The organism is Streptomyces sp. NBC_01264 (genome assembly GCF_026340675.1).
In the GTDB taxonomy this organism is placed as follows: domain Bacteria; phylum Actinomycetota; class Actinomycetes; order Streptomycetales; family Streptomycetaceae; genus Streptomyces.
Map to the genome: position 1 here is coordinate 2,761,040 of NZ_JAPEOX010000001.1, position 25,748 is coordinate 2,786,787.

Sequence of the window (25,748 nt, forward strand, 5' to 3'; positions counted from 1 at the left end):
CCACCCGACGATACCCGCGCCCGATGGGGTAGCTTCCCCCGCGTGATCGTCGTCGGTGGAGAAGCCCTGATCGACCTGGTGCCCGTCGCACAGCCGCCGGGCGCCCTGCTGCCCCGGCCGGGCGGCGGACCGTACAACACCGCGCTCGCGCTGGGCCGGCTCGGCGCACCGGTCGCCTTCTGCTCCCGGATCTCGACGGACGGCTTCGGCGCCTCGCTGCTCGACGGACTGCGCGCGGCCGGGGTGGACCTCTCGCTGGTCCAGCGCGGACCGGAGCCGACCACGCTGGCGGTGCCCTCGCTGGCCCCGGACGGCTCGGCGGCGTACGGGTTCTACGTCGAGGGCACGGCCGACCGGCTGTTCCGGCTGCCGCCCGCGCTCCCGGAGGGGGTACGGGCCCTCGCGCTCGGCACCTGCTCGCTGGTGCTGGAGCCCGGGGCGAGCGCCTACGAGACCCTGCTGCGCAGGGAGTCCGGGCGCGGGCTGCTGACCCTGCTCGACCCCAACATCCGCCCGGCGCTGATCGGCGATCCGGCGGCCTACCGGGCCCGGTTCCTGTCCTGGCTGCCGCACGTCGGCGTGCTGAAGCTGTCGGAGGAGGACGCGGCGTGGCTCGGCGGCCGGGTCGGCGACTGGCTGGCGGCGGGGCCGTCGGCGGTGGTGCTCACCCGGGGCGCGGGCGGCCTGACGGTGTGGACGCGGGACGGGGCGGAGCACTCGGCGGCGGCCCGCCGGGTCTCGGTGGTGGACACCATCGGCGCGGGCGACACCGTGAACGCGGCCCTGCTGCACCGGCTCGCGGGCGGCGCGGAGCGCCCGGGTCCCGTGGACTGGCCCGGGGTGCTGTCCTACGCCGCCGAGGCGGCCGCGCTGACCTGCACCCGGGCGGGCGCGGAGCCTCCGTACGCCGCCGAGCTCAGCGCAGGGCGGCCCACACCGTAGCGGCCACCGCGGGGGCGAACTCCTCGACGGGCCCGACCGTGTCGGGCCCGGAGAAGTGCAGGAAGAAGGCCCGCTGGAAGCAGGCGCCGAGCAGCAGCGCGGCGGCGGCCGCCGGGTCGGCGTCGGGGCGCAGCCTGCCGCGTTCGAGTTCGCGCAGCAGGTGGCCGGTGAGGGCCTCCAGCACCACGTGCGGACCCGCGCCGATGCTCCGTACGCCCTCGCGGTGGCGGGTGAGCAGGACGGGGTCGGCGAAGAGCGAGCCCGCCATGGGCATGGCCTCGGCGTAGAAGAGCGAGGCGTACCGGGCGATCTCGGTCAGCCGGTCCTCGACCGGCTGCTCCCCCGGGTCGCCGGTCATCGCCGCCATCATCGCGCCGGCATTGGGGCGTCGCTCCATCAGCACGCGGACGAACAGTTCTTCCTTGTTCGCGAAGTACTTGTAGAGCGCGGCCTCCGAGCAGCCCGCCTCCCGGGCGATGGCCTTCGTGGTGGCGTTGGCCAGCCCCGTGGAGCGCATCAGGGTTTCGGCGGCATCGAGCAGGCGCTCCGGGGTGGACCGGCTTGACTTTGGGGTGAGCATTCACTCACCCTAGCGGAAGTGGGGGTGAGTGAATACTCACCCACCCCCCTCTCCGCCAAGCACCACACGTCATGCACCACAGGTCATGCACCACACGTCATGCGTCACGCGAATGTGGGAGTCGGAATGAAACTCACGGTGTTCGGAGCCACGGGCGGGATCGGCCACGAAGTGGTCCGACAGGCACTCGGAGCGGGCCACGAGGTGACGGCGGTCGTCCGCGACCCGGCGCGACTGGACGTACCCGCGCACGAGCGGCTGCGGGTGACGGTCGTACGGGACCTGTCCGACGAGGACGCGCTCGTCCGCGTGCTGGAGGGGCAGGAGGCGGTGGTCTCCGCGCTCGGCCCGACGGGCAACAAGCAGGCCAGACTCACCCCGATCGCGGGTCCGGCCCTGCGGTCGATCGTCTCCGCGATGGACCGGGCCGGGGTGGGCCGCCTGTCGGCGGTCAGCGCGGCGCCGCTGGGTCCGGACTCGCCGGAGGACGGGGCGCTCACGCGGGTGCTGGTCTACCCGCTGCTGCGCAGGGCGCTGCGGGACGTGTACGCGGACCTCACGGTCATGGAGGCGGCGATCGCCGCCAGCCGTACGCAGTGGACGGTGATCCGGCCGCCGCGACTGCTGGACCGGCCGTTCACGGGGACGTACCGGCGGGCGGTCGACGCCAACGTCCCGGGCGGCAAGGTCATCGCCCGGGCGGACGTCGCCGACGCGCTCCTGACCGCCCTGTCCGACCCGTCCACCTCGGGCCACGCCATCGGCGTCGCCGCGTAGCCCCGGACCGGGCACGCCGGTGCGCGGGGCCGTCCCTTGCTCAAAACGCCGGAGGGGCTGGATTTCCAGCCCCTCCGGCGTTCGAGGTGTCGCACCCCCGGGCTAGGCCTTGCGGGCCCGGGTGGTCTTCTTCGCGGCCGCCGGGGCGGCCGTCTTCTTCGCGGCCGGGGCCGCCGCCTTCTTGCGTGCGGCCGCCTTCTTCGCCGGCTTCGCCGGAGCCGCCGCCGGGGAGCCCGCCTCCAGGATCCGGTCCGCGCCCAGGATGTCCCGCAGGAACTTGCCCGTGTGGCTCGCGCCCACCGAGGCGACCTGCTCCGGCGTGCCTTCGGCGACGACGAGGCCGCCTCCGTAACCACCCTCGGGGCCCATGTCCACGACCCAGTCCGCGGTCTTGACCACGTCGAGGTTGTGCTCGATGACGATCACCGTGTTGCCCTTGTCGACCAGCCCCGACAGCACCTTGATCAGCTTCGAGATGTCCTCGAAGTGCAGACCCGTCGTCGGCTCGTCCAGGACGTACACCGTCCGCCCGGTCGACCGCTTCTGGAGCTCCGAGGCCAGCTTCACGCGCTGGGCCTCGCCGCCCGAGAGGGTCGGCGCCGACTGGCCGAGGCGGACGTACCCGAGCCCGACCTCGTTCAGCGTCTTCAGGTGCCGCGAGATCGTCGGAACAGCCTCGAAGAAGCCGGCGGCCTCCTCGATCGGCATGTTCAGGACCTCGGCGATGGACTTGCCCTTGTAGTGGACCTCCAGGGTCTCCCGGTTGTACCGGTCGCCGTGGCAGACCTCGCACGGGACGTACACGTCCGGCAGGAAGTTCATCTCGATCTTGATCGTGCCGTCGCCGGAGCAGTTCTCGCACCGGCCGCCCTTCACGTTGAAGGAGAAGCGGCCCGGCAGATAGCCGCGCACCTTCGCCTCCATCGTCTCCGCGAAGAGCTTGCGGACGTGGTCGAAGACACCGGTGTACGTGGCCGGGTTGGACCGTGGGGTCCGGCCGATCGGCGACTGGTCGACGTGCACGACCTTGTCGACGAGGTCGTCGCCGTCCACCCGCGTGTGCCGCCCCGGCACCGAACGCGCGCCGTTGAGCTCGCGGGCGAGGTGCGTGTACAGGATGTCGTTGACCAGCGTCGACTTGCCGGAGCCCGATACGCCCGTCACCGCCGTGAGCACGCCCAGCGGGAAGGACACGTCGATGTCCCGCAGGTTGTTCTCCTTGGCGCCGTGCACCGTGAGCTTGCGGGTCGGGTCCACGGGGCGGCGTACGTCCGGGAGCGGGATGGACCGCTTCCCGGACAGGTACTGACCGGTGATCGACTCGGGGTTCTTCAGCAGCTCCTTCAGGGAGCCGCTGTGCACGACCTTGCCGCCGTGCTCGCCGGCGCCCGGGCCGATGTCGACGACCCAGTCGGCCACCTTGATGGTGTCCTCGTCGTGCTCGACGACGATGAGCGTGTTGCCCATGTCGCGCAGCCGGACGAGGGTCTCGATCAGGCGGTGGTTGTCCCGCTGGTGCAAGCCGATGGAGGGCTCGTCCAGCACGTACAGCACGCCCACCAGGCCGGAGCCGATCTGCGTGGCGAGGCGGATGCGCTGGGCCTCACCGCCCGAGAGGGTGCCGGCGGCGCGGTTGAGCGAGAGGTAGTCCAGGCCGACGTCGACGAGGAAGCGGAGCCGCTCGTTGACCTCCTTGAGGACCCGCTCGGCGATCTTCTTGTCTCGGGCGTCGAGCTTGAGGCGCCCGAGGAAGTCCGCGCACTCGCTGATCGACATCGCGGCGACATCGGCGATCGAGCGGTCCATGACCGTCACCGCGAGCACGATCGGCTTGAGCCGGGTGCCCTGGCAGGTCGGACAGGGCACCTCGCGCATGTAGCCCTCGAAGCGCTCGCGGCTGGCGTCGCTCTCGGACTCCGAGTGGCGCCGCTTCACGAACGGCACCGCACCCTCGAACGCCGTGGTGTAGGCCCGCTCGCGCCCGTACCGGTTGCGGTAGCGGACCTCGATCTGGGTCTTGTGGCCGTACAGCAGGGCCTTCTTCGCCCGCAGCGGCAGGCCGGCCCACGCGATGTCCGTGCGGAAGCCGAGCTCGCCCGCGAGCGCGCCGATCAGCCGCTGGAAGTAGTCCTTGGTGTGGCCGAGCGCCCACGGCGAAACCGCGCCCTCGTCCAGGGACTTGTCCTCGTCCGGGACGATCAGCTCCGGGTCCACCTCCATGCGCGTACCGATGCCGGTGCACTCGGGGCAGGCGCCGAAGGGCGAGTTGAAGGAGAAGGAGCGCGGCTCCAGCTCCTCGAAGGAGAGGTCGTCGTACGGGCAGTAGAGGTGCTCGGAGTACATCCGCTCACGCTCGGGGTCGTCCTCCGCGAGGTCGACGAAGTCCAGGATCACCATGCCGCCCGACAGCCCGAGGGCGGTCTCCACGGAGTCCGTCAGCCGGCGCTTGGCGCTGTCCTTGACGGTGAGGCGGTCGATGACCACCTCGATGGTGTGCTTCTCCTGCTTCTTCAGCGTGGGCGGCTCGGAGAGCTGGATCGTCTCCCCGTCCACCCGGGCGCGGCTGTAACCCTTGGTCTGGAGGTCGGCGAAGAGGTCGACGAACTCGCCCTTGCGCTCGCGCACCAGCGGCGAGAGCACCTGGAAGCGGCTGCCCTCGGGAAGTGCGAGCACCTTGTCGACGATCGCCTGCGGCGACTGCCGCGAGATCGGCCGGCGGCACTCGGGGCAGTGGGGCTTGCCGATGCGCGCGAAGAGCAGGCGGAGGTAGTCGTAGACCTCGGTGATGGTGCCGACGGTGGAGCGGGGGTTGCGCGAGGTGGACTTCTGGTCGATGGAGACGGCCGGGGAGAGGCCCTCGATGAAGTCGACGTCGGGCTTGTCCATCTGCCCGAGGAACTGGCGGGCGTACGAGGACAGCGACTCCACGTAGCGGCGCTGCCCCTCGGCGAAGATCGTGTCGAAGGCCAGGGAGGACTTGCCCGACCCGGAGAGTCCGGTGAAGACGATGAGCGAGTCGCGCGGCAGGTCAAGAGAAACGTTCTTGAGGTTGTGCTCGCGAGCGCCACGAACGATGAGACGGTCGGTCACGCCGGTCCGCACCTTTCTTGAGAGAGCGGGGGCACTGGCCCCCGTCCCAAGGGTATTGGGGGGCGCCTCTGCGGTGGAGTGGGAGACTGGACTCCGAGCGTATAGCACGTGCATTCGATTTTCGGCACTCCGCAACCCTCTTCACCCGATCGTGTGGCGAGGGCCCCTCGGCCACTAGGCTCGGCCGCATGACTGATCATGAGCACGACCTGCGGTCCGTACGCGAAGCCACTGATCGACTACTGACCGCGGCCGCGAAGCTGGACAACGCGGCCCTGGCCGAAGAGTCACGCCTCCCCGGCTGGAGCCGCGGGCACGTCCTGGCCCACCTCGCCCGGAACGCGGACGCCCTGGTCGAGGTCTTCGAGGGCCGCCCGATGTACGAGAGCGCCACCTCCCGGGAATCCGACATCGCGCGTGATGCGGGGCGTCCCCTGCTGGAACAGCTCGAGGACGTCCGGAATTCCGCGGACCGCTGGCAGACCGTGGCCTCCCGCCCGCAGGACTGGACCCGCACCGTCGAGCTGCGCAACGGCGTCACCGACACGGCCGCCCGCGTCCCCTTCCGGCGCCTGATCGAGGTCGAGCTGCACCACGTCGACCTGAACATCGGCTACGAGCTCTCCGACCTCCCGGACGCGTTCGCCGAGCGCGAGATCGCCTTCCTCGCCGACCGCTGGTCGGGCCGCCCGGAGGTCCCGCCGGTCACCCTGTGGCTCGGGTACGACGGCACCGGACCCATCTGGCACACCGGTGGCACCGAGGGCTCGCCCGTCACCCTGGCCGGCACCCGTGACGAGCTGCTCGGCTGGCTCGCCGGACGCGGGGACCAGGGCGCGCACCTCACGCTGATCGAAGGCGGCCGCCTCCCCGAGCTGCCCCCTCTCTAGACCTCACGGCACCCTTAGGATCGAGGACATGACGTACAGCGGAGCGGTCAAGGTCGGCGGTCCGGCCGACGTGCACGAACTCTCGGACCTGATGATTTCCAAAGTCGCGGTGGGCGGCATGAACAACAACGCCTACCTGCTGCGCTGCCGGGCCACCGACGAGCAGCTGCTCGTCGACGCGGCCGCGGAACCGGAGACCCTGCTGAGCCTGATCGGCGAGGGCGGCATCGCCTCCGTGGTCACCACCCACCAGCACGGCGACCACTGGGGCGCGCTGGCGGATGTGGTCGGGGCGACCGGCGCGCGGACGTACGCGGGCCGCCACGACGCGGAGGGCATCCCGGTCCCGACCGACGTGCTCGTCGAGGACGGGGACACGATCACCGTCGGCCGGGTCACGCTGACCGCCCGCCACCTGGTCGGCCACACCCCCGGCTCGATCGCGCTGGTCTACGACGACCCGCACGGCCACCCGCACGTGTTCACCGGCGACTGCCTCTTCCCCGGCGGCGTCGGCAACACCTGGGGCGACCCGAAGGCCTTCGTCCGGCTCGTCGACGACGTGGAGCGCCAGCTCTTCGACCGGCTGCCCGACGAAACCTGGGTCTACCCCGGCCACGGCAACGACACCACGCTCGGCGCCGAGCGTCCCCACCTGGCCGAATGGCGCGAGCGCGGCTGGTAGCGGGCGGCGAAGGGGGCACCGGTCCGTCAATCTCGCGCCGGACCGCACCCCCCTCCGGTCATTGATGGCCGAACGCACGTCCTGGGGGTGTGGGGCGGGGTACGTACTGCACCATGCAACGCGCCCCCTCCCCGCACCCCGGGATGAAATCCACGCACCGACTCCCACGCTCCGAGGCAGCCATGCGCGAATGCGAGTTCTGCCGCATCGCGGCGCGAGAAGCCCCAGCGGAATCGGTCTTCGAGGATGCCGAGAACGTGGCGTTCTTCCCCCTCCGCCCGGCAGCCAGGGCTAATTCATTGTCGTGTTGATCGTGCTGCGTTGCAGGTCAGGCGAGTCCGAGCAGGTCGAGTGGGCGGGTGAAGGGTGTGTAGGAGGTCTCGCGGAGTCCGGCGGCGATGTTGTGGTGGCCGGCGTCGCGGAGGGTGTTGATCGCGAGGTTGCGCAGGGTGGCCATGTTGGCTGGTCCGTGTCCGGTGCGGATCTTGGAGGCGTCCTCGGTGAAGGTGGTGTCCCGGACGTGGTGGACGGCTTCGATGCCCCATTGGGCTCTGGCGATACGGCCGATGAGCTGGGGTGATGCCTCGGACGAGGTCATGTCGGTGATGGCGTGGATGGTCTGGCGGGTGACCTTGCCGGTTTTCAGGTCGGTGCGGTGCCGCAGGATTTTCGCGGCTTGGACGATGTGGGGGAAGTCCAGGTCGAGGCCGGTGACGGTGACGGTGCGGATCGAGCGGGTCTCGCGTCGGCCGTGCCCGCGCTCGCGGTCGTAGCGGCGGGCCGTCACGTCCTTCCACGGCAGGGCCTTGATGGCCGCGTGGAGGCCTGGCTGGTTGCCCTTGACGATCATCAGGTAGTGGGCGTTCTTGGCCTCGACCAGCCATTTCGCGTGTTCGCGCTGGGTGTGCAGGGCGTCGGCGGTGACCACGGTGCCGGTCAGGTCGAACGGGGCGAGCAGGGCAGTGAAGCCGGTTATTTCGTTGGTTTTGTCCGGCACTCTCAGCTGGCTGACGGTGCGGCCGGCAGCCGTGACGGCGGACAGGAGGTGCGCGGCCGCGGTGGTGTCGGTGCGTGAGCCGCGGGCACTCTTGCCGTCCACCCCGACCGATTCCGTGCCGGCCGGACTATGTCCGAGGAGGTCGGCGAGTCCACCGGGGCACACGGCGACCAGCACTCGGCGCACCGTTGAAAGCGAGGCCGGACGGCGAACCCCGAGGGGGCTGCGCGGACGAAACCCCAGGCGGGCGAGGGTGTCTTGGGGTGCGTGGCGGGCCCATTGCCCGATCGCGGCGTAGGAGCGGGCACCGGCCAGGACCGCGCACGCCGCGGCCAAGAGCACCGAGGCAAGGGCATGGCGGCGTCCGCGGCGATCACGCGGATCGGGCAGGGCACTCAGCCGAACGTTCATGTCGGGGAGCTCACGCTGCCGACGCGAGGGCGACTTGGTCAAACAGACGGTGGCAGACTGGCGGCACATCGAGGCTCCGATGATCAGGCGACGTGAAGGTCACCTTGATCATCGGAGCCTCGGTGCATGCCCCAATGCCGTACTGAAGGTTCGTCACACCCCTGTGACCAGCAAGTTCTCCAAGCCATCAGGACTATGAATCAGCCCTGGCCCGGCAGCCGTCGGACATACGCTGGTCGTTCCGAAATCCCACTACGGCGATTTCTTCGACCTGCCGGGACCGCCCCTGGCGAGCCTGATGCAAGCGGTATCGACCGTGGGGGCCGCCCTGCGTGCGGTGCTGCGGCCAGACGGGATGAACGTCATCAGTTCTGCCGGGGCGGCCGCCACGCAGACCGTTTTTCACGTACACGTGCACCTGGTGCCACGGTGGCACGGTGACGGTTTCGGCGGGATCTGGCCGGCCAGTGGGCCCACCGTCAGCGGAGATGTCGCCGTGCGGCTGCGCCGGGAACTCAGGACCCGAGAGCCCTGACCACTCCCCACCCGATGAACCCCATGTGTGCACCGTGCACGGACTCGGCGGTGTGGGCAAGAGCGCACTGGCTTTCCGGCTCGCGCACACCGGAGCCCAGACATCACGGCGTGTCATCTGGGTTTCCCTGACGAACGCGCCGACCGTGGACGAACTGCTGCACGGGCTCCTCTCCTTGTTCCCCGACCGGGACACCCGCGCAAGCGGGACCTCCATCGAACAACTCATTGCATGTCTGACCGGCGAGGCGTGCTTCGTCGTCCTGGACAACCTCGAGGTGCTGCTCGACTCCCACCGCTTCTCGAACGAGTTCCGGCCGGGTTACACAGCCGAAAGCGTGTACCGACGAGCAGATACCTGGATCGGCACAATCGAAAGTGCATTGGTGGGTCAGCCGGTCCACCGAATCGCCTAGCCGGGGGTCGCGATGACTGTCTCCTCTACGGAACTACTGCGCCTGCACCGCGAGCTGGACAGCACTTCACGCACGAACAGATCCGGACGATTCCTTTCCGGCTGGCAGACCACGCACCCGTACGCGAGCCAATATCTCAACGGTTCACATTTGGTGGCACAGAACCCCCAAGAACTCCAGAACTACAACTTCCTCTCCGATTCGGCCGCAGTGACCGATGCGATCACGCGATTCCACACCAGGGCGGACGGGGTGACCTACGAACGGGACGCCGTCTACGTGTCCAGCGGGTCCAGCCCTCTCCTCCTGGGATCGTTCCTCGCGTTGAAGGAGATGGGCGTGCAGGAGGTCTGCTACGTGCCTCCCGTCTACTACGCCTGCTACTACTTCTGCGAGTCGCTCGGCATCCCCATGCGCCAGATCAGCGGCGACCTGCTGCACAGTGAGACCGCCGACCTCGACCTGCCGGAACGCAAGACCGCCCTCGTGCTCTGCGACCCGATCTGGGTCTTCGGCACCACGGTGCACGAGCGGCAGATCGAGAGGATCGCACAGTGGCAGCGCCGCACCGGCTCCTTGGTACTGGTCGACGGGACGTTCCAGTACGCGCGATGGGACCGATCCTCACGCGTCGAGCTGACATCCAGGCTCGAGCGGGAACTCACGCTCCGACTCGTGTGTCCGACCAAGAGCCTGGCGGTACACGGAACGCGCTTCGCCTACCTGCTCCTACCGCCTGAACTCCGGGAGACCGTCCGCTACGCGTGCGCGAACATCACCGGGGCGACCGGTGCGGCCAACGAACACTTCGCACGGCGGGTCATGGAAGTACTCGACTCCGACGACTCGAACGACGCGCTCGTGCAGCACATCCAGGCGGAACGGGCCCGGCTGCTCGACAGGGGAGTCATACGCGAGGAAGCCGCTCTACCCGAGGCCGGCTACTACGCCTTCGCCGTACTGAACGATGCGTCGATGAAGGATGCCATCGTCATGGATCAGAGATTCTTCGAGCTCGACGGCTTCGACAACCACGTCCGTGTCAACCTGCTCTATCCGGGCTGGTCTCATGACTGACGGCCCCGTCAGTCGCGCTCATGCTCCGCCGGCTTGTGTCCGGGGTACAGGTGGCCGGGGGTCACGATGGCGGTGACGGCCTCCCCGAAGAGGGTGCTGGGCTCCTGCCCCTTGTACAGGTCGTCGGTGGTCAGCACGATGACCATGGTGGCCTGCTCCTCCGGCAGGTAGACGGTCAGCGTCTCGTACCCGGGCAGCGAGCCGTTGTGGCCGATCCAGCCCTGGACGTCGAAGATGCCGAGCCCGTAACCCGCGCCGGGGATGACGCCGATCGGCTGGGTCTTCAGCCGCTCGGCCTGGGTCGCGGGGGTCAGCAGGGCGCCGGTGGCGAGGGTCTCCGCCCAGCTGCGCAGGTCCTCCAGGTCGGAGACCATCGCTCCGGCGGCCCAGGCCCAGGACGGGTTCCAGTCGGTCGCGTCCACGATCTTCCCGCCGGGCAGGTCGTTGGTGTAGCCGTGCGCGTGAGGCTCGGGGAACTCCGTGCCGACGGGGAAGAGCGTGCGGTCGCTCAGCCCGGCGGGCTTCACCACGTCCTGGTCGATGACCTCGTGGATCGGCCGGCCGGTGATCTTCTCCACGAGCAGGCCGAGCAGGATCAGGTTGGTGTTGGAGTACTCGAACTTCGCGCCCGGCTCGAAGTTCACCGGGTGCTTGAAGGAGAAGTCGAGCAACTGCTGCGGGGTGAGGGTGGAGGTGCCGTTGAGCTCCTTGTCGAAGCCCGGGTCCTCGCTGTAGTTGAAGAGCCCGCTGCGCATGCCCGCCAGTTCGCGCAGGGTGATGCGGTCCCCGTTCGGGACGCCCTTGATGTGCTGGCCGATCGGGTCGTCCAGGGAGAGCCTGCCCTGGTCCACGAGTTGGAGGAGGGCGGTGACCGTGAACGTCTTGGTCTCGCTGCCGATCCGTACCCCGAGGTCGGGCTTCATGGGCGCGCCGGTCTCTTTGTCGGCCACACCGAAGGACTTCACGTAGCTGCCCTTGCCGGGAGACCACAGGCCCACGGTCACGCCCGGCACCTTCGCCAGGTCCATCACCTTGCGCACGGCCGCGTCCAGTCGGGCGGCGACCGCCGGGGTGAGCTGCGGGAATTCGGTGTCGCCGTCCGGTGACGGAGCGGCGGACACGGAGGGGGCCGGGACGGTCGCCCCGTACGCGGAGCCCGCGACGGCCGGGCTGACGAGCAGGCCGGCGGCGGCAACCGCCACACAGGCCCTGCGCATCCTGATGCGGGTCGGCCTCATGGGTCGGCCTCCTGCCGTACGACGACGAGGGCAACGTCCCACCAGCCTAGGCCCGCGCCACCCCGGTCGCTCGGCGACCGGGGTGGCGTCGGTTCAGGCGTCGGATCAGGCGTCGATGCGCTCCGGGCCGCCGGCCGCGGCCTCGGCGGCCTCGGCCTCGGACTGCTTCTTCGAGGCGATCAGGCTGGTGATCGTGGTGATCACCAGCACGCCGCAGATGACGCCGAGGGAGACCGGGATGGAGATCTGCGGGGCGTGCAGGCCCGACTCGTGCAGGGCGTGCAGCACGAGCTTGACGCCGATGAATCCGAGGATGACGGAGAGACCGTAGCTGAGGTGGACCAGCTTCTTGAGCAGGCCGCCGATGAGGAAGTACAGCTGGCGCAGACCCATCAGCGCGAAGGCGTTCGCGGTGAAGACGATGTACGGGTCCTGCGTGAGGCCGAAGATCGCGGGAATCGAGTCCAGGGCGAACAGCACGTCGGTGGTGCCGATGGCGAGCATGACGACCATCAGCGGGGTCAGGACGCGCTTGCCGTTGTTCTGGATGAAGAGCTTGGTGCCGTGGTAGCGGTCGGCGACGCCGAACTTCTTCTCGATGGACTTCAGGAGGCGGTTCTCCTCGAACTCCTCATCCTCCTCGTCCTTGCGGGCTTCCTGGATCAGCTTCCACGCGGTGTAGATGAGGAACGCGCCGAAGATGTAGAAGACCCACGAGAAGTTGGTGATGATCGCGGCGCCGGCGGCGATGAAGATGGCGCGCAGGACCAGGGCGATCAGCACGCCGATCAGCAGCACGCGCTGCTGGAGCTGCGAGGGGACCGCGAACTTCGCCATGATCAGGACGAAGACGAAGAGGTTGTCCACGCTGAGCGACTTCTCGGTGATGAAACCGGCGAAGAACTCCTGCGAGGACTGCCCGTGCCCGAACACCATGAGGCCGAGGCCGAAGAGCACCGCGAGGACGATCCAGACGATCGTCCAGATGCCCGCTTCCTTCATGGAGACGTCGTGCGGTTTGCGGCCGATGAAGAAATCGGCGCCGATGAGGATGCCCAGACCGAGAATGGTCAGCACCCAGAGGGTCAACGAAACGTCCACTTTTACACGCCTCCGGCAGATGGCTCAGAACTTGTCAGCGTCATCGCTGCCGGAGGTCTCTTCCACCCGGACGGCCAGGAGGCCACGGGCCGGCGCCCCGGGACCGATTGCAGTCCGTATTGACGGGCACGCCGTAGCAGGAAAGCAGGAATACTCCCCTCCGCAGTCACCAGGGTACCCGTCGTGGGCACGTAAGGTAAAGGGGATACCAAGAACTGGTCAGGGGCCGGTCATCCGGGGCGGGCGGTGGACCGCCCGCCACCGCCTACCGCGCGCGGCCCCGGGCCGCCGCGACCCGCTCCAGCGCCTGGTCAAGGACCCGGCTGCCCTGCGGCGGCAGGTCCGGCTCGAAGGTCCAGGCGTGGTGGACCCAGGGGTCGGCGAGGTGGTTGTCCGGGACGGGCGACAGCCGCATCAGCGAGCGCCACAGCGGGTCCAGCAGCGGCCCGTAGGCCGAGGCCTCGTCACGGTCCGCGACCATCAGGAGGTGCACGCCGACCGCCGGACCCTCGTCGGCGAGATAGCGCAGACGGGTGACGGCGCGGTCGTCGAAGCCGTGCGGGAAGTCGTGCACGATCAGCAGCTGGTCGGAGGTGTCCACATCGGACGGCAGGTCCTCCGGAGCTCCGGCCCGCACGGCCATCTGTACGAGGTCCACCCGGCGGGTCAGCCGCTCCAGGGTCTCGGTGACCCCCGCGGCCCCGGCCGCCGGCGCCCCGGCCAGCACTCCGGCGCGCACCAGCGGGGCCAGCGAGGCCGCTCCGGCGCCGGCCGCGTCGATGACGTGGACGGCGAACCGGTCGGCGGGGTGGGCGGCCAGCATCCGCGCCGCGTGCGCGACGGCCATGTCCATGGCGGCGCGGCGCAGCCGGTCGGTGTCCATCGCCATGGCCGCCTCGGAGCCGGTGCGGCCGTTGTCGATCCACAGGCCGCGCTCCGGCGGGACCCGGACCAGCATGGGGATGCGCAGGTCGGGCCGCTCGGGCAGGTGGAGGTCGCCCAGGCGCAGGGCGAGGGGGGCTTCGGCGGGCACAGTGTGCGCCTGCCAGACGGGGTTGTCCCAGCGTGCGTACGCGGCGGGCAGCGCGGGCTCGACCACCTCGGACTCGGCGGTGAGCTGGACCAGGTCCCGGTCGAGGACCTCCTGCGCCCGCGCGACCAGTTCCTCGCGGCGGGCCCTGGCGGTGTCCCGGGCGGCGTTTCCGAAGCCGCCGAGCCGGTGGCGGGGGTCGGACAGCGCCTCGTCGAGCTCGCGGTCCATCCGGGAGTCGGCGAACTCGACGGCCCCGCGGTAGGCGGCGACGGCGCGGGCCAGGTCCTCGAACATGCCCCAGACCTGGTTGTAGAGCCGCTCCTCCATGGACCAGCCGCTCGCGTCCCCGGCGACGGGGCGGGGCGCCTCGCCGGGCCGCGGCGGCTCGGCCGGGCGCGGCGCGGGCTCGGGCGGCTCGGTGCTGGTGCGGCGGCGCGGGTGGGCGTAGCTGATGGTGGGCGGGCCGCCGGGGGTGTCCGGGTCCGCCGGTACCGCTGCCGGGGGCATCGGCGGGGGCGTGGGGCCCGCCGGGACCTCCTGCGGGGCCGGAGCCGGAGTCGGTGTGGCTGTGGGTGTCTCGTTCGCGGCCGGGGCCCGGAGCCCGCGCGGAACGGTCGGGGCAGGAGTCGGGGCAGGCCCGCCGGGCATGACGGCCAGGGTGATGTCCCCGGCCGGCGCCGTGCCCAGGGCGGCTGCGGCGAGATCCAGGGCGGCCGGCGCGGGCAGCCCCGCGTCGGTCAGGAGCGCGCCGAGGCCGGCGGCGTACCCCTGGCCGACGGCGCGCACCTTCCAGGCGCCCTGGCGCCGGTACAGCTCCAGGGCCACGACGGCGGTCTCCGACTCCAGTCCGGTCAGCGTGTACCCGGCGAGCTCCGCGCCCTCCGGGTCGGCCACGGACACGTAGGAGGCGGGGACCGCGCCGAAGTTCCCCGGTCCGCCGGGCGGCAGGACCAGGACGAGGCCGACCCGGTGGACGGCCGGTGCGACCGCGTCGAGGTCGACCGCTATCCGGTGCTGCCCGGAGGCCGCTCCGGGCACTTCCAGGCCGGGAAGGGCGCGGGCTCCGGGGTGGGCGAGCGCCCCGGGACCGGCGAGCCGGCCCGAGTCGTCGCCGAGGTGGGCCAGGGCGAGCACGGGTGTGCCCGCCGAGACCCTGATCTCCACCCGGCTCCGGGACAGGGGGTGGTTCTGCCCCCGGACCAATTCGGCCGTCATCGTGCAGCCCCTCCCCCGTACCCGGTGTACTGCCGGGCCCTCGATCGTGCCCGGTCCTGCTGTTGCCGTACTGCTCTGCCGTGCTGTGCTGCCGTGTTCGGCGGTGCTGCCAGTCCTGCTTACAGGTGCGGCAGGATCGCCGGCATCAGGTCCTGGAAGGTACGGCCGTTGGCCGGGTTCCCGAGGGCCGTCATCTGCCAGCCGGCGCCGACGCGCGACACCTTCGCCATGATCTGAGCGGTGTACTGGCCGCCACCGTCCAGCGTGTAGCGGGCCAGCTCCTGGCCGTTGGTCTCGTCGACGATGCGGCAGAAGGCGTTCTCCACCTCCTGGAACGTCTGGCCGGTGAAGGAGTTCACCGTGAAGACGATCTGGTCGATGTGCACCGGCACGCGCTGCAGGTCGACGAGGATCGACTCGTCGTCCCCGCCCTGGCCGACGCCGCCGACGAGGTTGTCACCGGTGTGCTTGACCGAGCCGTCGTCGCTCTGCAGGTGCCGGAAGAAGACGACGTCCACGGGCTGCTTGTCGGCGAAGAGCACCGCCGACGCGTCGAGGTCGATCTCCCGGGTCCGCGAGCCGAACAGCCCCCGGCGCTTGGCCGCCTGCCAGCCGAGGCCCATCCGGACCGCGGTCAGCGTGCCTCCGTCCGCCTTCTGCAGACTGATGGCCTGACCCTTGGTCATGTTGACCGTCACGCGCTGTCCCCTCTCCATAGCCCTCCCCCGATGGGGGTGCGCAGCATGTACCTGCGGCTGTGCCAACCCTACTGACCACCTCCGGGTCAGGCGAGGCCCGCTTCCTTCATCTGTCGCAGCTCCTTCTTCAGCTCGCCGACCTCGTCCCGGATCCGGGCCGCCACCTCGAACTGAAGCTCCGCGGCCGCGCCCCGCATCCGCTCGGTCATCTGCTCGATGAGTACGGCCAGTTCGGCGGCGGGACGGTCGGTGGCCACCACGGGACCCTTCGCGCCCTTGGCGCCCTTGGCCCCGGCCTTGCCGCCCGACGCGGCCTGCGCCGCCTTGCCCCCGAGCGCCGGGACGGGCGCCTTGAGGGCCTTGCCGTCCTTCGTCTGCCGGTAGCCGGTGCCGAGGAGCTCCTCGGTGTCGAGCTCCTCGCGGGCGATCGTGGCCACGATGTCGTTGATCTTCTTGCGCAGCGGCTGCGGGTCGATCCCGTGGGCCGTGTTGTAGGCGACCTGCTTCTCGCGGCGCCGGTTCGTCTCGTCGATCGCCTGGGCCATCGCCGGGGTGATGCTGTCCGCGTACATGTGGACCTGGCCGGAGACGTTGCGCGCCGCGCGGCCGATGGTCTGGATCAGCGAGGTCCCCGACCGCAGGAAGCCCTGCTTGTCGGCGTCGAGGATGGCCACCAGCGACACCTCGGGCAGGTCGAGGCCCTCGCGGAGCAGGTTGATGCCGACCAGGACGTCGTACTCGCCGGCCCGCAGCTCTCGCAGCAGCTCGATGCGGCGCAGGGTGTCCACGTCGCTGTGCAGGTAGCGGACCTGGATGCCGAGCTCCAGGAAGTAGTCGGTGAGGTCCTCGGCCATCTTCTTGGTGAGGGTGGTGACCAGGACCCGTTCGTCCTTCTCCACCCGCCCGCGGATCTCGTGCACCAGGTCGTCGATCTGGCCCTCGGTGGGCTTGACCACGACCTCCGGGTCGATGAGACCGGTCGGGCGGATGATCTGCTCGACGAAGCCGTCGCCGCGCGAAAGCTCGTACTTCCCCGGGGTCGCCGACAGGTAGACGGTCTGGCCGATCCGCTCCTGGAACTCCTCCCACTTCAGCGGCCGGTTGTCGAGGGCCGACGGAAGCCGGAAGCCGTGGTCGACCAGGGTCCGCTTGCGCGAGGCGTCGCCCTCGTACATCGCGCCGATCTGGGGCACGGTGACGTGCGATTCGTCGATGACGAGGAGGAAGTCCTCGGGGAAGTAGTCGATGAGGGTGTTCGGGGCGGAGCCGCGCTCGCGGTCGTCCATGTGCAGCGAGTAGTTCTCGATGCCGGAGCAGGACCCGATCTGGCGCATCATCTCCAGGTCGTAGGTGGTGCGCATGCGCAGGCGCTGCGCCTCCAGCATCTTGCCCTGCTTCTCCAGCTCGGCGAGGCGCTCGGCGAGCTCGGCCTCGATGCCGCGGACCGCCTTCTCCATGCGCTCGGGGCCGGCGACGTAGTGGCTGGCGGGGAAGACGTAGAGCTCGCGGTCCTCGCTGATCACCTCGCCGGTCAGCGGGTGCAGGGTGGACAGGGCCTCGATCTCGTCGCCGAACATCTCGATGCGGACGGCCAGTTCCTCGTAGACCGGGAAGATCTCGATGGTGTCGCCGCGCACCCGGAAGGTGCCCCGGGTGAAGGCCACGTCGTTGCGGGTGTACTGGATGTCGACGAAGCGGCGCAGGAGCTGGTCCCGGTCCATCTCCTCGCCGACCTTGAGGGGGACCATCCGGTCGACGTACTCCTGCGGGGTACCGAGACCGTAGATGCAGGACACGGAGGCGACGACGATGACGTCGCGCCGGGTGAGGAGGGAGTTCGTCGCGGAGTGGCGCAGCCGCTCCACCTCCTCGTTGATCGAGGAGTCCTTCTCGATGTAGGTGTCCGACTGCGGTACGTACGCCTCGGGCTGGTAGTAGTCGTAGTACGAGACGAAGTACTCGACCGCGTTGTTCGGCAGGAGCTCGCGGAACTCGTTCGCCAGCTGGGCGGCGAGCGTCTTGTTCGGCGCCATCACCAGGGTGGGCCGCTGGAGCTTCTCGATCATCCAGGCGGTCGTCGCCGACTTGCCGGTTCCGGTCGCGCCGAGCAGCACGACATCCTTCTCACCTGCACGGATGCGCTTCTCCAGCTCGGCGATGGCCGCCGGCTGGTCGCCGCTGGGCGTGTACGAGCTGACGACCTCGAAAGGCGCCACCGTGCGTTCGATCTTCGATACGGGCCGCATGGGTCAACCGTACGACCACCCACTGACACTCGGGGCACGCCCGCCCCGGACGGAGCCCTGCGCGCCCGGCCCGGGCCTGGTCCGTTTGTCGTAGTTCGGTGGCGGCCCGGTGATCGACAACCCCATGATCGCCGTACGCGGCTCTCCCTGAAAGTGCGTCGGAAACGCACCGCCGCCAGTGCCTCGCCGCAACGAATGCCGCTCCGCGCCCGTTTGACGGCAGGAGCAGGGCCCATGACCCGAGGAGAACGCGCATGTACGTCCGATCCGCCGCCGCGGCCACCGCCGCCATCCTGGGCCTCACCCTGAGCGTGTGCAGTGCGGGCTCCACGTCGGCCGCACCCGGTCCGGACTGGCTGTCCAACCCGATCGTGTACGCCCACCGGGGGGCTTCCGCGTACGCCCCGGAGAACACCCTGGAGGCGATCGACCTCGCCATGGAGATGGGCTTCGACTGGGTGGAGAACGACGTCCAGCGCACCAAGGACGGCGAGCTCGTGGTGGTCCACGACGACACGCTGGCCCGGACGACCGATGTCGAACAGGTGTTCCCTGACCGTAAGCCCTGGCGGGTGAAGGACTTCACCGCGGCGGAGATCGCCCGGCTGGACGCGGGCAGCTGGTTCGGGCAGGAGTTCGCGGGCGCCCGCGTACCGACCCTGCGGCAGTACATGAACCGGGTCCAGCGCAACCAGCAGCGACTGCTCCTGGAGATCAAGAAGCCCGAGCTCTACCCCGGCATCGAACGGCAGACCCTGGACGTGCTGGGCGAGACCGGCTGGCTCGAGGAGAACCACGTGGCCCGCCGGCTGGTGGTCCAGAGCTTCAGCGCCGCCTCGGTCCGCACCGTGCACGAGCTGCGCCCCGACCTGTACACGGCCTTCCTCGGCACCCCGACCCTCGCCGACCTGCCGCGGTACGCCGAGTTCACCGACCGGATCAACCCCTGGTACACCACCATCGACAGCGACTGGGTCGCCGCGGTGCACAAGCTGCCCGGCGCCCACGGCAAGGCGCTCGAAGTGGACACCTGGATCGTGGACGACGCCGCGACCGCCCTGAAGGTCCAGGACATGGGCGTCGACGGGATCATCACCGACAAGCCCGACGTCGTACGGGAAGCGGTCGGCGGCTACTGACGGGCTCGGGGCCGTCAGCGCTGTCGGCGCTGTCCCCACTGTCGGTGGTGAGCCGTACCGTGAAGGGGTGGACACTCCTGAGCCCCGCGGGCCGCACCTCGAATGGACCGTCGTCGACAGCGGCGACACCGGCATCGGGCCGCTGCTGCTCGCCGCCACCCCCGAGGGCCTGGTCAAGGTCGAGTTCCATGCCGGACCCGACCGGGCCGCGAGGATGATCGGCACGCTGGTCTCCCGGCTCGGCGCCGACGCCTGGCGGCCGGCGCCGGGCGAGGAGGTCCTGCTGGCCGAGCCGATACGCCAGCTGAAGGCCTACTTCGCCGGTACGCTGCGCCGCTTCGACCTGCCGCTGGACTGGCGGCTCAGCTCCGGCTTCAACCGGCAGGTCCTGCTGGAGCTGGACCGCACGGTGCCCTACGGGGCGGTCGTGGGGTACGGCGAGCTGGCCGCCCGGGCCGGGGCCCCGGGCGCGGCCCAGGCCGTCGGCAACGCCATGGGCTCGAACCCGCTGCCCCTGGTGGTGGCCTGCCACCGGGTCGTGGAGAACGACGGGGGCATCGGCGGCTTCAGCGGCGGCGTGGAGACCAAGCGCCGCCTCCTCGCCCTGGAGGGCGTCCTCCCCGAGCCGCTGTTCTGAGGCGCCCGGCCGTGCTCCCGGTGCTCCCCGTGCCCCCGGAATCCCTGTTCCGCCGGCCCGCGCAGGAGTGCGAAACTGCGGCGGTGACCACACCTTGCGCCGCCCCCGCAGCCCTGCCGCACCCGTGTCGGAGGTGTACCGCGTGAGCACCGCGCCCGGCACCGACCGGCCCGCCACCCCCCTCACCGCCGCCGACCTGCCACGGCTGCGGCGCCGCACCTCCGTGGTACTGATCGCCGGCCAGGTGCTGGGCGGGATCGGCGTGCCCATCAGCATCGCCCTGGCCCCGGTCCTGGCCACCGAGGTCAGCGGCACGGAGTCGCTCTCCGGCTTCGCCTCGACCGCCTCCGTGATCGGCACCGCGGCCGTCTCCCTGCCGCTCGCCGCGCTGATGACCGCGCGCGGCCGCCGGCCCGGCCTGGTCCTCGCCTACGTGATCGGCGCCGCCGGGGCCGCCCTGGTGGTCCTCGCCGCCTCGATCAAGAGCTTCCCGCTGCTGATGCTCGGCATGGCCGCCTTCGGAGCCGCCTCCTCGGCCAACCTCCAGGCCCGCTTCGCCGCCGCCGACCTCGCCGAGCCCGACCACCGGGCACGGGCGATCTCCGTCGTCGTATGGGCCTCCACCATCGGCGCCGTGCTGGGCCCCAACCTCTCCGCCCCGGCCAGCCGCAGCTTCGCCGGCACCTCCATACCCCCGATGGCGGGGCCCTTCATATGGGCCGGCGCCATCTTCCTGCTCACCGCCACGCTGCTCGGCGTACTCCTGCGCCCGGACCCGCTGCTGACGGCGCGCGCGCTCGCCCCGGCCGAGGACCAGACCCGCGCCGGGCGTTCGCTGCGCGCCGGGTTCGCGGCCGTCAAGGCCTCTCCCCGGGCCCGTCTCGCGCTGCTCACCATCGCGGTGTCGCACACCGCCATGGTCTCGATCATGGTCATGACCCCGGTCGACCTCGGGCACCACGGAGCCGGGCTCCAGCTCATCGGGCTGGTCATCAGCGTGCACATCGCCGGCATGTTCGGCTTCTCGCCGGTCATGGGCTGGCTCGCGGACCGGATCGGCCGGCTGTCCGTGATCGGGCTCGCCGCCGGGCTGCTGTCCGTCGCCGCGCTGCTCGCCGGCACGGCCGACGGGAACCACACCCAGAGCGGCATCGGCCTCTTCCTGCTCGGGCTGGGCTGGTCCGCCGGCATGGTGTCCGGCTCGGCGCTGCTGACCGACTCGGTGCCGCAGCCCGCGCGGGCCGCCGTACAGGGGCTGGGCGACCTCACCATGAACACGGCCGCCGGGGTGGGCGGCGCCGCCGCCGGGCTCGTCATGTCCCAGGCGGGCTACGGCTGGCTCAACGCGGCCGCCGCCGCCCTGCTGCTGCCGATGGCGGCGCTCGCGCTGTTCACCTCGCGGCGCCGTCCGGTGAAGGCCTCGGACGCCGGTCAGTAGCTGATGTGGTAGGCCTTGCGGAGCGTCTCGTGGACCGTCCAGGTGGTCCGGTCCCCTTCCCGCAGGACGCACGCGGAGCCGGGGCCGACCTCCAGGGTCTCGCCGCCCTCCACCTCGATGGTGGCCCGGCCGCTGACCACCACGAACAGCTCGTTCGCCTCCGTGTCGGTGACCACGCCCGGGGTGATCTGCCAGATCCCGCGCACCTGCGAGCCGTCCGGCGCCTCCCACAGCACCTTGCCCGTCACGACCGGGTTCCCGGAGACGATCTGCGCGGGGTCGAGCTCGTCCGCCTCCAGTTCGGAGTCGGGGACGTCCGGGAGCGAGACGGCGAAGGAGGCGGGGGCGTCGGGGTGATCATTCGTGCTCATGGTCCGTGAGCCTAGTAGGGGCCCCCGCGTACCGGGCTGACCAGACCGTCCAGCACGGGACGGCTCCACCCGTCACCCTGTCGACCTCGCACCCCTGCGCCTCAAGCGCCGGCGGGGCTGGGGCTTTCCTGTGCGCGGGTTGGCTGCGGGTGGGGGGCCGGTGTCGGGGGCGGGGTGGGGTGTCGGCCTGGACTGCATGATTTAGGCGCCCTGCCCCCTACTTTCGACAGTTGTGGCTTCTTCGTGCGCCACAAATCACGCTTTACGTCCCGGCCAACACCCCACCCCGCCCCCGTCCCCGGCCCTGGCCCCGCAGCCCCCGACCCCGGCCGGGGGAGACAGTTCAGTCCGGGGGACATTCAGCCCCAGCCGGATCGCAGTCCCGGCCGGGGTGTGTTCTTTCAGCCGTCCGGCGTTTGAGGACCGGGGTCTGGGGCGGAGCCCCAGGTCTTTTCAGCCCTTCCGGCGTTTGAGGACCGGGTCAGGGCGGAGCCCTGGGAACGGTGGAAGGGCGGGTAGGGGAACTCTCCGCCCCGCGCAGCGGCAAAGGGTCGCAGCGGGGAACTCCGCCCCGCGCAGCGGCAAAGCGGCAAGGGTCGCAGCCGGGGCTGCGGGTGTGGGGTGGCCCGCGCAGCGGGCAGGGCGGCGCCGCTCATGGGGCTCACGCCCGGGGACGGGTTCGCGCCGGTGCGGCGTCCGCGCGTTTGGGGGCCCGGATCCCGTGCCAGGGATGGGGACATGTCACAGCACACAGCATCCGAGCACACCGCGTCCGCACCCCTCCCGGTCCTGTCGGAGGAGGTCCGCGAGGCACTCGACCGCCGGCAGCCCGTCGTGGCGCTGGAGTCCACGATCCTCGCCCACGGCCTGCCCCGCCCCCGCAATCTGGCGGTGGGTCTGGAGTTGGAGGAGTTGGTCCGGGCGGAGGGAGCCGTTCCGGCGACCGTCGCGGTCGTCGACGGAGTGGCGTACGCCGGGCTGGACAAGGCCCGGCTGGAGCGGATCGCGGGCGGCGAGGGCGTGCGCAAGCTCGGCCACCGGGATCTGGCCCCCGCCCTCGCCACGGGGGCGACGGGCGCGACGACGGTCTCGGCCACGGCCTTCCTCGCCGCGCGGGCGGGGCTGCGGGTCTTCGCCACCGGCGGGCTGGGCGGCGTACACCGGGACTGGCCCCGGTCGCAGGACGAGTCGGCCGACCTGGCCCTGCTGGCGCGGACCCGGATCACCGTGGTGTGCGCGGGCGTGAAGTCGATCCTGGACGTGCCCGCGACGCTCCAGCGGCTGGAGACGCTGGGGGTGACCGTCCTCGGGTACGGGACGGATCGTTTCCCCGGGTTCTACCTGGCCGATTCCGGCGAACCGGTGGACTGGACGGTCCAGCGGCCGGAGGAGGTCGCGGCCGTGATGGCCGCCCAGGACCTGCTCGGCGGCGCGGACTCGGCGCTTCTCGTGGCCAATCCGGTGGACCGGGAGCGGCAGCTCGATCCGGAGCTGCACGACCGGGTGCTGGCCGAGGCGCTGGCGGAGTGCCGGGAGCGGGGCATCACGGGACAGGCGGTGACACCGTTCCTGCTGGGGTTCCTGGTGCGCGCGACGGGCGGCGCCTCCCTGGAGGCCAATCTCGCGGCGGTACGCGGCAACGTCCGCCTCGGGTCCCGGATCGCGCGGGCCTGGGCGGCCCGGCCGTGACCGCCGGGCCGGGAGCCCTGCTGGTCGTCGGGGACGTGGTCACGGACGTCGTGGCGGTGCATGCCGAGCCGCTGGCTCCGGGTACGGACACCGCGGCCCGGATCCGGACCCTGCCGGGCGGCGCCGGGGCCAACGCGGCCTGCTGGGCCGCCCACGCGGGCGCCGCCGAGGTGCGCCTCCTCGCGCGGGTCGGCGCCGAGTCGGCCGGGTGGCACGAGCGGGCGCTGCTCGACGCGGGGGTGCGGCCGAGGCTGGTGGTCGATCCCGCCGAGCCGACCGGGACGGTGGTCGCGCTGGTCGGCGGGGACGCGGAGCGGACCTTCCTGACCGACAGCGGGGCCTCGCTGCGGCTCTCCCCCGCCGACTGGGAGCCCGCGCTTCTGGACGGGGTCGCCCATCTCCACCTGTCGGGCTACCTGTTCTTCGCCGACACGAGCCGCGAACTGGCCCTGGTCGCGCTACGGGACGCCCGGGCCCGGAACGTACCGGTGAGTGTGGATCCCGCGTCGGCCGGGTTCCTGGCCTCGTCGGGCCCGGAGCGCTTCCTGGCCGCCGCGGCGGGGGCCGGCGTACTGCTGCCGAACGAGGACGAGGCGCTGCTCCTGGCGGGATCGCACAGCGGGCGGACCGGGGCGGACGGGGCCGGGGCGCTCGCGCGGGCCGCGGCGGAGCTGAGCCGGCGGGTGCCGTTGGTGGTGGTCACCCGGGGCGGGGCCGGAGCGCTCGTCGCCGAGGACGGCCGGGTGACGGCCGAGGTCGCGGCGGAGAGCGCCGAGGCGGTGGATTCCACGGGCGCCGGGGACGCCTTCACCGGCGCCTTCCTCGCCGCCCGGCTGGCGGGAGCGGGCTCGGCGTGGGCTGCGGGGGCCGGCTGCCGGGCGGCCGCCCTGGCGGTGACCCGGCTGGGCGGGCGGCCGTAGGGAGAGGGGTCAGGAGGTGTACTGCTGGTCCATCCAGTCGATCACGCCCGTGCTGTCCAGGTGGTAGCGGAAGACGCGGCCCTGGTTCGGGTGGGCGATCAGCCAGTCGATGAGCTGCTGGAGCGTGATCGGCTTGCTGACCGGGCTGGCGACGATGGGGGTGAGGGCGGTGATCTTGGCGTCCTCGGCGATGTTGAGGAAGGTCTCCTTGCCCACCGTGTCGAAGGGGGCGGCGTCCTTGCCGGGTGCGGCGCAGCCCCAGTTGCCGTGCTTGACGATCAGGCTGTGGACCCCGCCCTCGGGGGTGTAGCGGTGGACGGCCACCTCGTCGGGCGAGATCGGCATCTTGTGATCGCAGGTGGAGCCGGGCGCCGGCGGCTTCTTCGTACCCGCCGGGGAGGCGGACGAAGTCGCGGGGGGAGTGGGCTTCTTGGACGGGGCCGAGGAGGGTGACGCCGGGGCCGACGGCGAGGCGGCGCCCGTGACCGACGCGCCGGCGGAGGGACTCGCGAGGGCTCCCGGCGCACCGGCCTCGTCGTCGCCGTTGCAGGCCGTGAGCACCAGGGTCCCGCACAGGGCCAGCGCCGCGAGCGCCGCCTGTGTGCGCACCCGTCTCGCATCCCCAACCGCCGCGCCGTGTCTTTGCATTGACCGCATCGTCTTCTCCCTCTGCCAAGGCGCCACCGGGGTGGCCGCCGTCGAAGCGTGCCGTCAACGTAGCCCGCGGTTCCGGCCGGAGCGATGGCCGGAACCGATCGTCACCGTGCCGGAATCCCCTTGTTGCGTTTCCCGGACCTCCGTGACCGGGCGGGGGTACGCGGCGGTGCGCGCGGTGGCCCCCAGGGTCAGCCGGTACCCTCCGCGCGCAGCCCCGTCCAGGCCGGGTGGCGCGGATCGTCGGCCCGGACCAGGGCGTCGGCCCGGTCCGCCGGGCCGGTCTCGGCCTCGTAGCGCGCGAAGGCGGGGAGGGTCCAGCGGGCGGACTCCTCGGTGCGGCGGGCGAGCGCACCCGGGGAGAGCCCGATGTGGACGGTGAGGTCGAAGGGGAACCAGTGGCCCAGCAGCAGGGGGCCGTGCACGATCAGCACCCCGCCGGGCGGGAGTTCGGCGTACGGGCTGCGGGTCGCCCGGTCGGTGACCGGGTCCCAGAGGTCGGGCAGCACCCGGCCGGTGCCGCCGGGGTCGGTCGGACCGAAGACCTCCCGCCACAGCGCCGCCGTGTCGTACCAGCCGTCGAGGTAGGAGTCCACGTCCTCACGGCCGAACTCGAAGCGGAGGGAGGCCGGGCGCAGGAAGCCCTCGGCCGCCACCACCAGGACCGGGCGCCCGCGCAGGCGCAGCGCTTCGGCGAGCTCCGCCGCGAGCACGCCGGTGCGGGCGGCGGGCGCCCCGTCGATGCCCACGCGCCGCCATCGGGCCTCCGGGCCGCCCTCGCCCTCGCCCTCGCCACCGTCCTCGCCGGCGCCCTTCCCGTTGTCGTCGAGGTGACCGGCGAGCCGCTCGGCCATCCGCTGCCATGTGATCGCTTCCAGCTGCACCAGCCCATTGTCAGTGGTGGCCCCTAACGTTTTTCGAGAGGGATCACCGGCGCACAGGGGGCCGGCGGCCCGGCCTTGGGGAGGGG

The 25,748-nt window shown here is 71.3% G+C and carries 23 protein-coding genes; 12 read left to right on the forward strand and 11 right to left on the reverse strand.

What is annotated here, in order from left to right; all coding sequences use genetic code 11:
* The first annotated feature begins 42 nt into the window (after nt 1-42).
* Nucleotides 43-942 carry a carbohydrate kinase family protein gene (locus tag OG435_RS12625; RefSeq protein ID WP_266876913.1) on the forward strand — a complete coding sequence of 300 codons (900 nt, stop codon included), beginning with the start codon at nt 43-45 and terminating at the stop codon, nt 940-942.
* On the opposite strand, the gene OG435_RS12630 is transcribed toward OG435_RS12625, so the two are convergent.
* Nucleotides 917-1,522: a TetR/AcrR family transcriptional regulator gene (locus OG435_RS12630; protein ID WP_266876914.1), complete on the reverse strand. Its 606-nt coding sequence runs from the start codon at nt 1,520-1,522 to the stop codon at nt 917-919. The two genes, OG435_RS12625 and OG435_RS12630, sit on opposite strands and share 26 nt — an antisense overlap.
* Before the next feature lie 126 nt (nt 1,523-1,648).
* Here OG435_RS12630 and OG435_RS12635 point away from each other — a divergent pair, with 126 nt between their 5' ends.
* Entirely contained in the window at nt 1,649-2,299 is a 651-nt protein-coding gene (locus tag OG435_RS12635) for an NAD(P)-dependent oxidoreductase (protein ID WP_266876915.1), read from the forward strand.
* Nucleotides 2,300-2,401: 102 nt separating this feature from the next.
* Here the strand turns inward: OG435_RS12635 and uvrA are convergent, their stop codons facing one another.
* Nucleotides 2,402-5,389 carry an excinuclease ABC subunit UvrA gene (uvrA, locus tag OG435_RS12640; protein ID WP_266876916.1) on the reverse strand — a complete coding sequence of 996 codons (2,988 nt, stop codon included), beginning with the start codon at nt 5,387-5,389 and terminating at the stop codon, nt 2,402-2,404.
* A 188-nt stretch (nt 5,390-5,577) separates the two neighbouring features.
* On the opposite strand from uvrA, the gene OG435_RS12645 reads away from it, so the two are divergent.
* Nucleotides 5,578-6,279 (forward strand): maleylpyruvate isomerase family mycothiol-dependent enzyme, encoded by a 702-nt coding sequence (locus tag OG435_RS12645; RefSeq protein WP_266876917.1) that lies wholly within the window; start codon nt 5,578-5,580, stop codon nt 6,277-6,279.
* Nucleotides 6,280-6,307: 28 nt separating this feature from the next.
* A complete protein-coding gene (locus tag OG435_RS12650) occupies nt 6,308-6,964 on the forward strand; it encodes an MBL fold metallo-hydrolase (protein WP_266876918.1) in 657 nt (218 codons plus the stop codon).
* Nucleotides 6,965-7,292: 328 nt separating this feature from the next.
* On the opposite strand, the gene OG435_RS12655 is transcribed toward OG435_RS12650, so the two are convergent.
* Nucleotides 7,293-8,441, reverse strand: coding sequence for an ISAs1 family transposase (locus OG435_RS12655; protein WP_323187819.1), 1,149 nt, complete (start codon nt 8,439-8,441; stop codon nt 7,293-7,295).
* Nucleotides 8,442-8,571: 130 nt separating this feature from the next.
* Here OG435_RS12655 and OG435_RS12660 point away from each other — a divergent pair, with 130 nt between their 5' ends.
* The 3 genes from OG435_RS12660 to OG435_RS12670 all read left to right on the forward strand — a co-directional run bounded on the left by OG435_RS12660 (nt 8,572) and on the right by OG435_RS12670 (nt 10,399).
* Complete coding sequence (locus tag OG435_RS12660; protein WP_266881682.1) at nt 8,572-8,907, forward strand: HIT family protein; 336 nt, start codon at nt 8,572-8,574, stop codon at nt 8,905-8,907.
* Nucleotides 8,908-8,959: 52 nt separating this feature from the next.
* Complete coding sequence (locus OG435_RS12665) at nt 8,960-9,322, forward strand: hypothetical protein (RefSeq protein WP_266876920.1); 363 nt, start codon at nt 8,960-8,962, stop codon at nt 9,320-9,322.
* A gap of 153 nt (nt 9,323-9,475) precedes the next feature.
* The gene (locus OG435_RS12670; RefSeq protein ID WP_266876921.1) at nt 9,476-10,399 is read left to right on the forward strand and encodes a pyridoxal phosphate-dependent aminotransferase; all 924 of its coding nucleotides are present in this window, start codon (nt 9,476-9,478) and stop codon (nt 10,397-10,399) included.
* Nucleotides 10,400-10,407: 8 nt separating this feature from the next.
* On the opposite strand, the gene OG435_RS12675 is transcribed toward OG435_RS12670, so the two are convergent.
* From OG435_RS12675 to uvrB, 5 genes are all read right to left on the reverse strand, one after another.
* Nucleotides 10,408-11,637, reverse strand: a complete 1,230-nt coding sequence (locus OG435_RS12675; RefSeq protein ID WP_266876922.1) for a serine hydrolase domain-containing protein — start codon at nt 11,635-11,637, stop codon at nt 10,408-10,410.
* Between the two features lie 105 nt (nt 11,638-11,742).
* Complete coding sequence (locus tag OG435_RS12680) at nt 11,743-12,738, reverse strand: TerC/Alx family metal homeostasis membrane protein (protein ID WP_266876923.1); 996 nt, start codon at nt 12,736-12,738, stop codon at nt 11,743-11,745.
* A 265-nt stretch (nt 12,739-13,003) separates the two neighbouring features.
* On the reverse strand, nt 13,004-14,986 hold the full coding sequence (locus tag OG435_RS12685) for a TerD family protein (protein ID WP_266876924.1): 1,983 nt from the start codon (nt 14,984-14,986) through the stop codon (nt 13,004-13,006).
* Between the two features lie 119 nt (nt 14,987-15,105).
* On the reverse strand, nt 15,106-15,684 hold the full coding sequence (locus OG435_RS12690) for a TerD family protein (protein WP_254383773.1): 579 nt from the start codon (nt 15,682-15,684) through the stop codon (nt 15,106-15,108).
* Nucleotides 15,685-15,770: 86 nt separating this feature from the next.
* Entirely contained in the window at nt 15,771-17,930 is a 2,160-nt protein-coding gene (uvrB, locus tag OG435_RS12695; protein WP_266876925.1) for an excinuclease ABC subunit UvrB, read from the reverse strand.
* A gap of 254 nt (nt 17,931-18,184) precedes the next feature.
* Between uvrB and OG435_RS12700 the strand changes: the two genes are divergently transcribed.
* The 3 genes from OG435_RS12700 to OG435_RS12710 all read left to right on the forward strand — a co-directional run bounded on the left by OG435_RS12700 (nt 18,185) and on the right by OG435_RS12710 (nt 21,144).
* Nucleotides 18,185-19,069, forward strand: coding sequence for a glycerophosphodiester phosphodiesterase (locus tag OG435_RS12700; RefSeq protein WP_266876926.1), 885 nt, complete (start codon nt 18,185-18,187; stop codon nt 19,067-19,069).
* 67 nt (nt 19,070-19,136) lie between these two features.
* Nucleotides 19,137-19,706, forward strand: coding sequence for a methylated-DNA--[protein]-cysteine S-methyltransferase (locus OG435_RS12705; protein WP_266876927.1), 570 nt, complete (start codon nt 19,137-19,139; stop codon nt 19,704-19,706).
* A gap of 142 nt (nt 19,707-19,848) precedes the next feature.
* A complete protein-coding gene (locus OG435_RS12710; protein WP_266876928.1) occupies nt 19,849-21,144 on the forward strand; it encodes an MFS transporter in 1,296 nt (431 codons plus the stop codon).
* On the opposite strand, the gene OG435_RS12715 is transcribed toward OG435_RS12710, so the two are convergent.
* Nucleotides 21,138-21,515, reverse strand: coding sequence for a cupin domain-containing protein (locus OG435_RS12715; RefSeq protein WP_266876929.1), 378 nt, complete (start codon nt 21,513-21,515; stop codon nt 21,138-21,140). The genes OG435_RS12710 and OG435_RS12715 overlap by 7 nt on opposite strands.
* 738 nt (nt 21,516-22,253) lie before the next feature.
* Here OG435_RS12715 and OG435_RS12720 point away from each other — a divergent pair.
* On the forward strand, nt 22,254-23,204 hold the full coding sequence (locus OG435_RS12720; RefSeq protein ID WP_266876930.1) for a pseudouridine-5'-phosphate glycosidase: 951 nt from the start codon (nt 22,254-22,256) through the stop codon (nt 23,202-23,204).
* On the forward strand, nt 23,201-24,124 hold the full coding sequence (locus OG435_RS12725; RefSeq protein WP_266876931.1) for a carbohydrate kinase family protein: 924 nt from the start codon (nt 23,201-23,203) through the stop codon (nt 24,122-24,124). Before OG435_RS12720 ends, OG435_RS12725 begins: the two co-directional genes overlap by 4 nt.
* 9 nt (nt 24,125-24,133) lie before the next feature.
* Here the strand turns inward: OG435_RS12725 and OG435_RS12730 are convergent, their stop codons facing one another.
* Both OG435_RS12730 and OG435_RS12735 read right to left on the reverse strand, forming a co-directional pair.
* Nucleotides 24,134-24,733: a hypothetical protein gene (locus OG435_RS12730; RefSeq protein ID WP_266876932.1), complete on the reverse strand. Its 600-nt coding sequence runs from the start codon at nt 24,731-24,733 to the stop codon at nt 24,134-24,136.
* Between the two features lie 236 nt (nt 24,734-24,969).
* Complete coding sequence (locus OG435_RS12735) at nt 24,970-25,662, reverse strand: uridine kinase (RefSeq protein ID WP_266876933.1); 693 nt, start codon at nt 25,660-25,662, stop codon at nt 24,970-24,972.
* Nucleotides 25,663-25,748 lie beyond the last annotated feature (86 nt).

What these genes read in the sequence shown, in the direction of transcription:
- OG435_RS12630 (WP_266876914.1), bottom strand. Translation starts at nt 1,522, where the DNA reads ATGCTCACCCCAAAGTCAAGCCGGTCCACCCCGGAGCGCCTGCTCGAT.
- OG435_RS12720 (WP_266876930.1), top strand. Translation starts at nt 22,254, where the DNA reads ATGTCACAGCACACAGCATCCGAGCACACCGCGTCCGCACCCCTCCCG.
- OG435_RS12675 (WP_266876922.1), bottom strand. Translation starts at nt 11,637, where the DNA reads ATGAGGCCGACCCGCATCAGGATGCGCAGGGCCTGTGTGGCGGTTGCC.
- OG435_RS12645 (WP_266876917.1), top strand. Translation starts at nt 5,578, where the DNA reads ATGACTGATCATGAGCACGACCTGCGGTCCGTACGCGAAGCCACTGAT.
- OG435_RS12700 (WP_266876926.1), top strand. Translation starts at nt 18,185, where the DNA reads ATGTACGTCCGATCCGCCGCCGCGGCCACCGCCGCCATCCTGGGCCTC.
- OG435_RS12650 (WP_266876918.1), top strand. Translation starts at nt 6,308, where the DNA reads ATGACGTACAGCGGAGCGGTCAAGGTCGGCGGTCCGGCCGACGTGCAC.
- OG435_RS12635 (WP_266876915.1), top strand. Translation starts at nt 1,649, where the DNA reads ATGAAACTCACGGTGTTCGGAGCCACGGGCGGGATCGGCCACGAAGTG.
- OG435_RS12715 (WP_266876929.1), bottom strand. Translation starts at nt 21,515, where the DNA reads ATGAGCACGAATGATCACCCCGACGCCCCCGCCTCCTTCGCCGTCTCG.
- OG435_RS12655 (WP_323187819.1), bottom strand. Translation starts at nt 8,441, where the DNA reads ATGTGCCGCCAGTCTGCCACCGTCTGTTTGACCAAGTCGCCCTCGCGT.
- uvrB (WP_266876925.1), bottom strand. Translation starts at nt 17,930, where the DNA reads ATGCGGCCCGTATCGAAGATCGAACGCACGGTGGCGCCTTTCGAGGTC.
- OG435_RS12685 (WP_266876924.1), bottom strand. Translation starts at nt 14,986, where the DNA reads ATGACGGCCGAATTGGTCCGGGGGCAGAACCACCCCCTGTCCCGGAGC.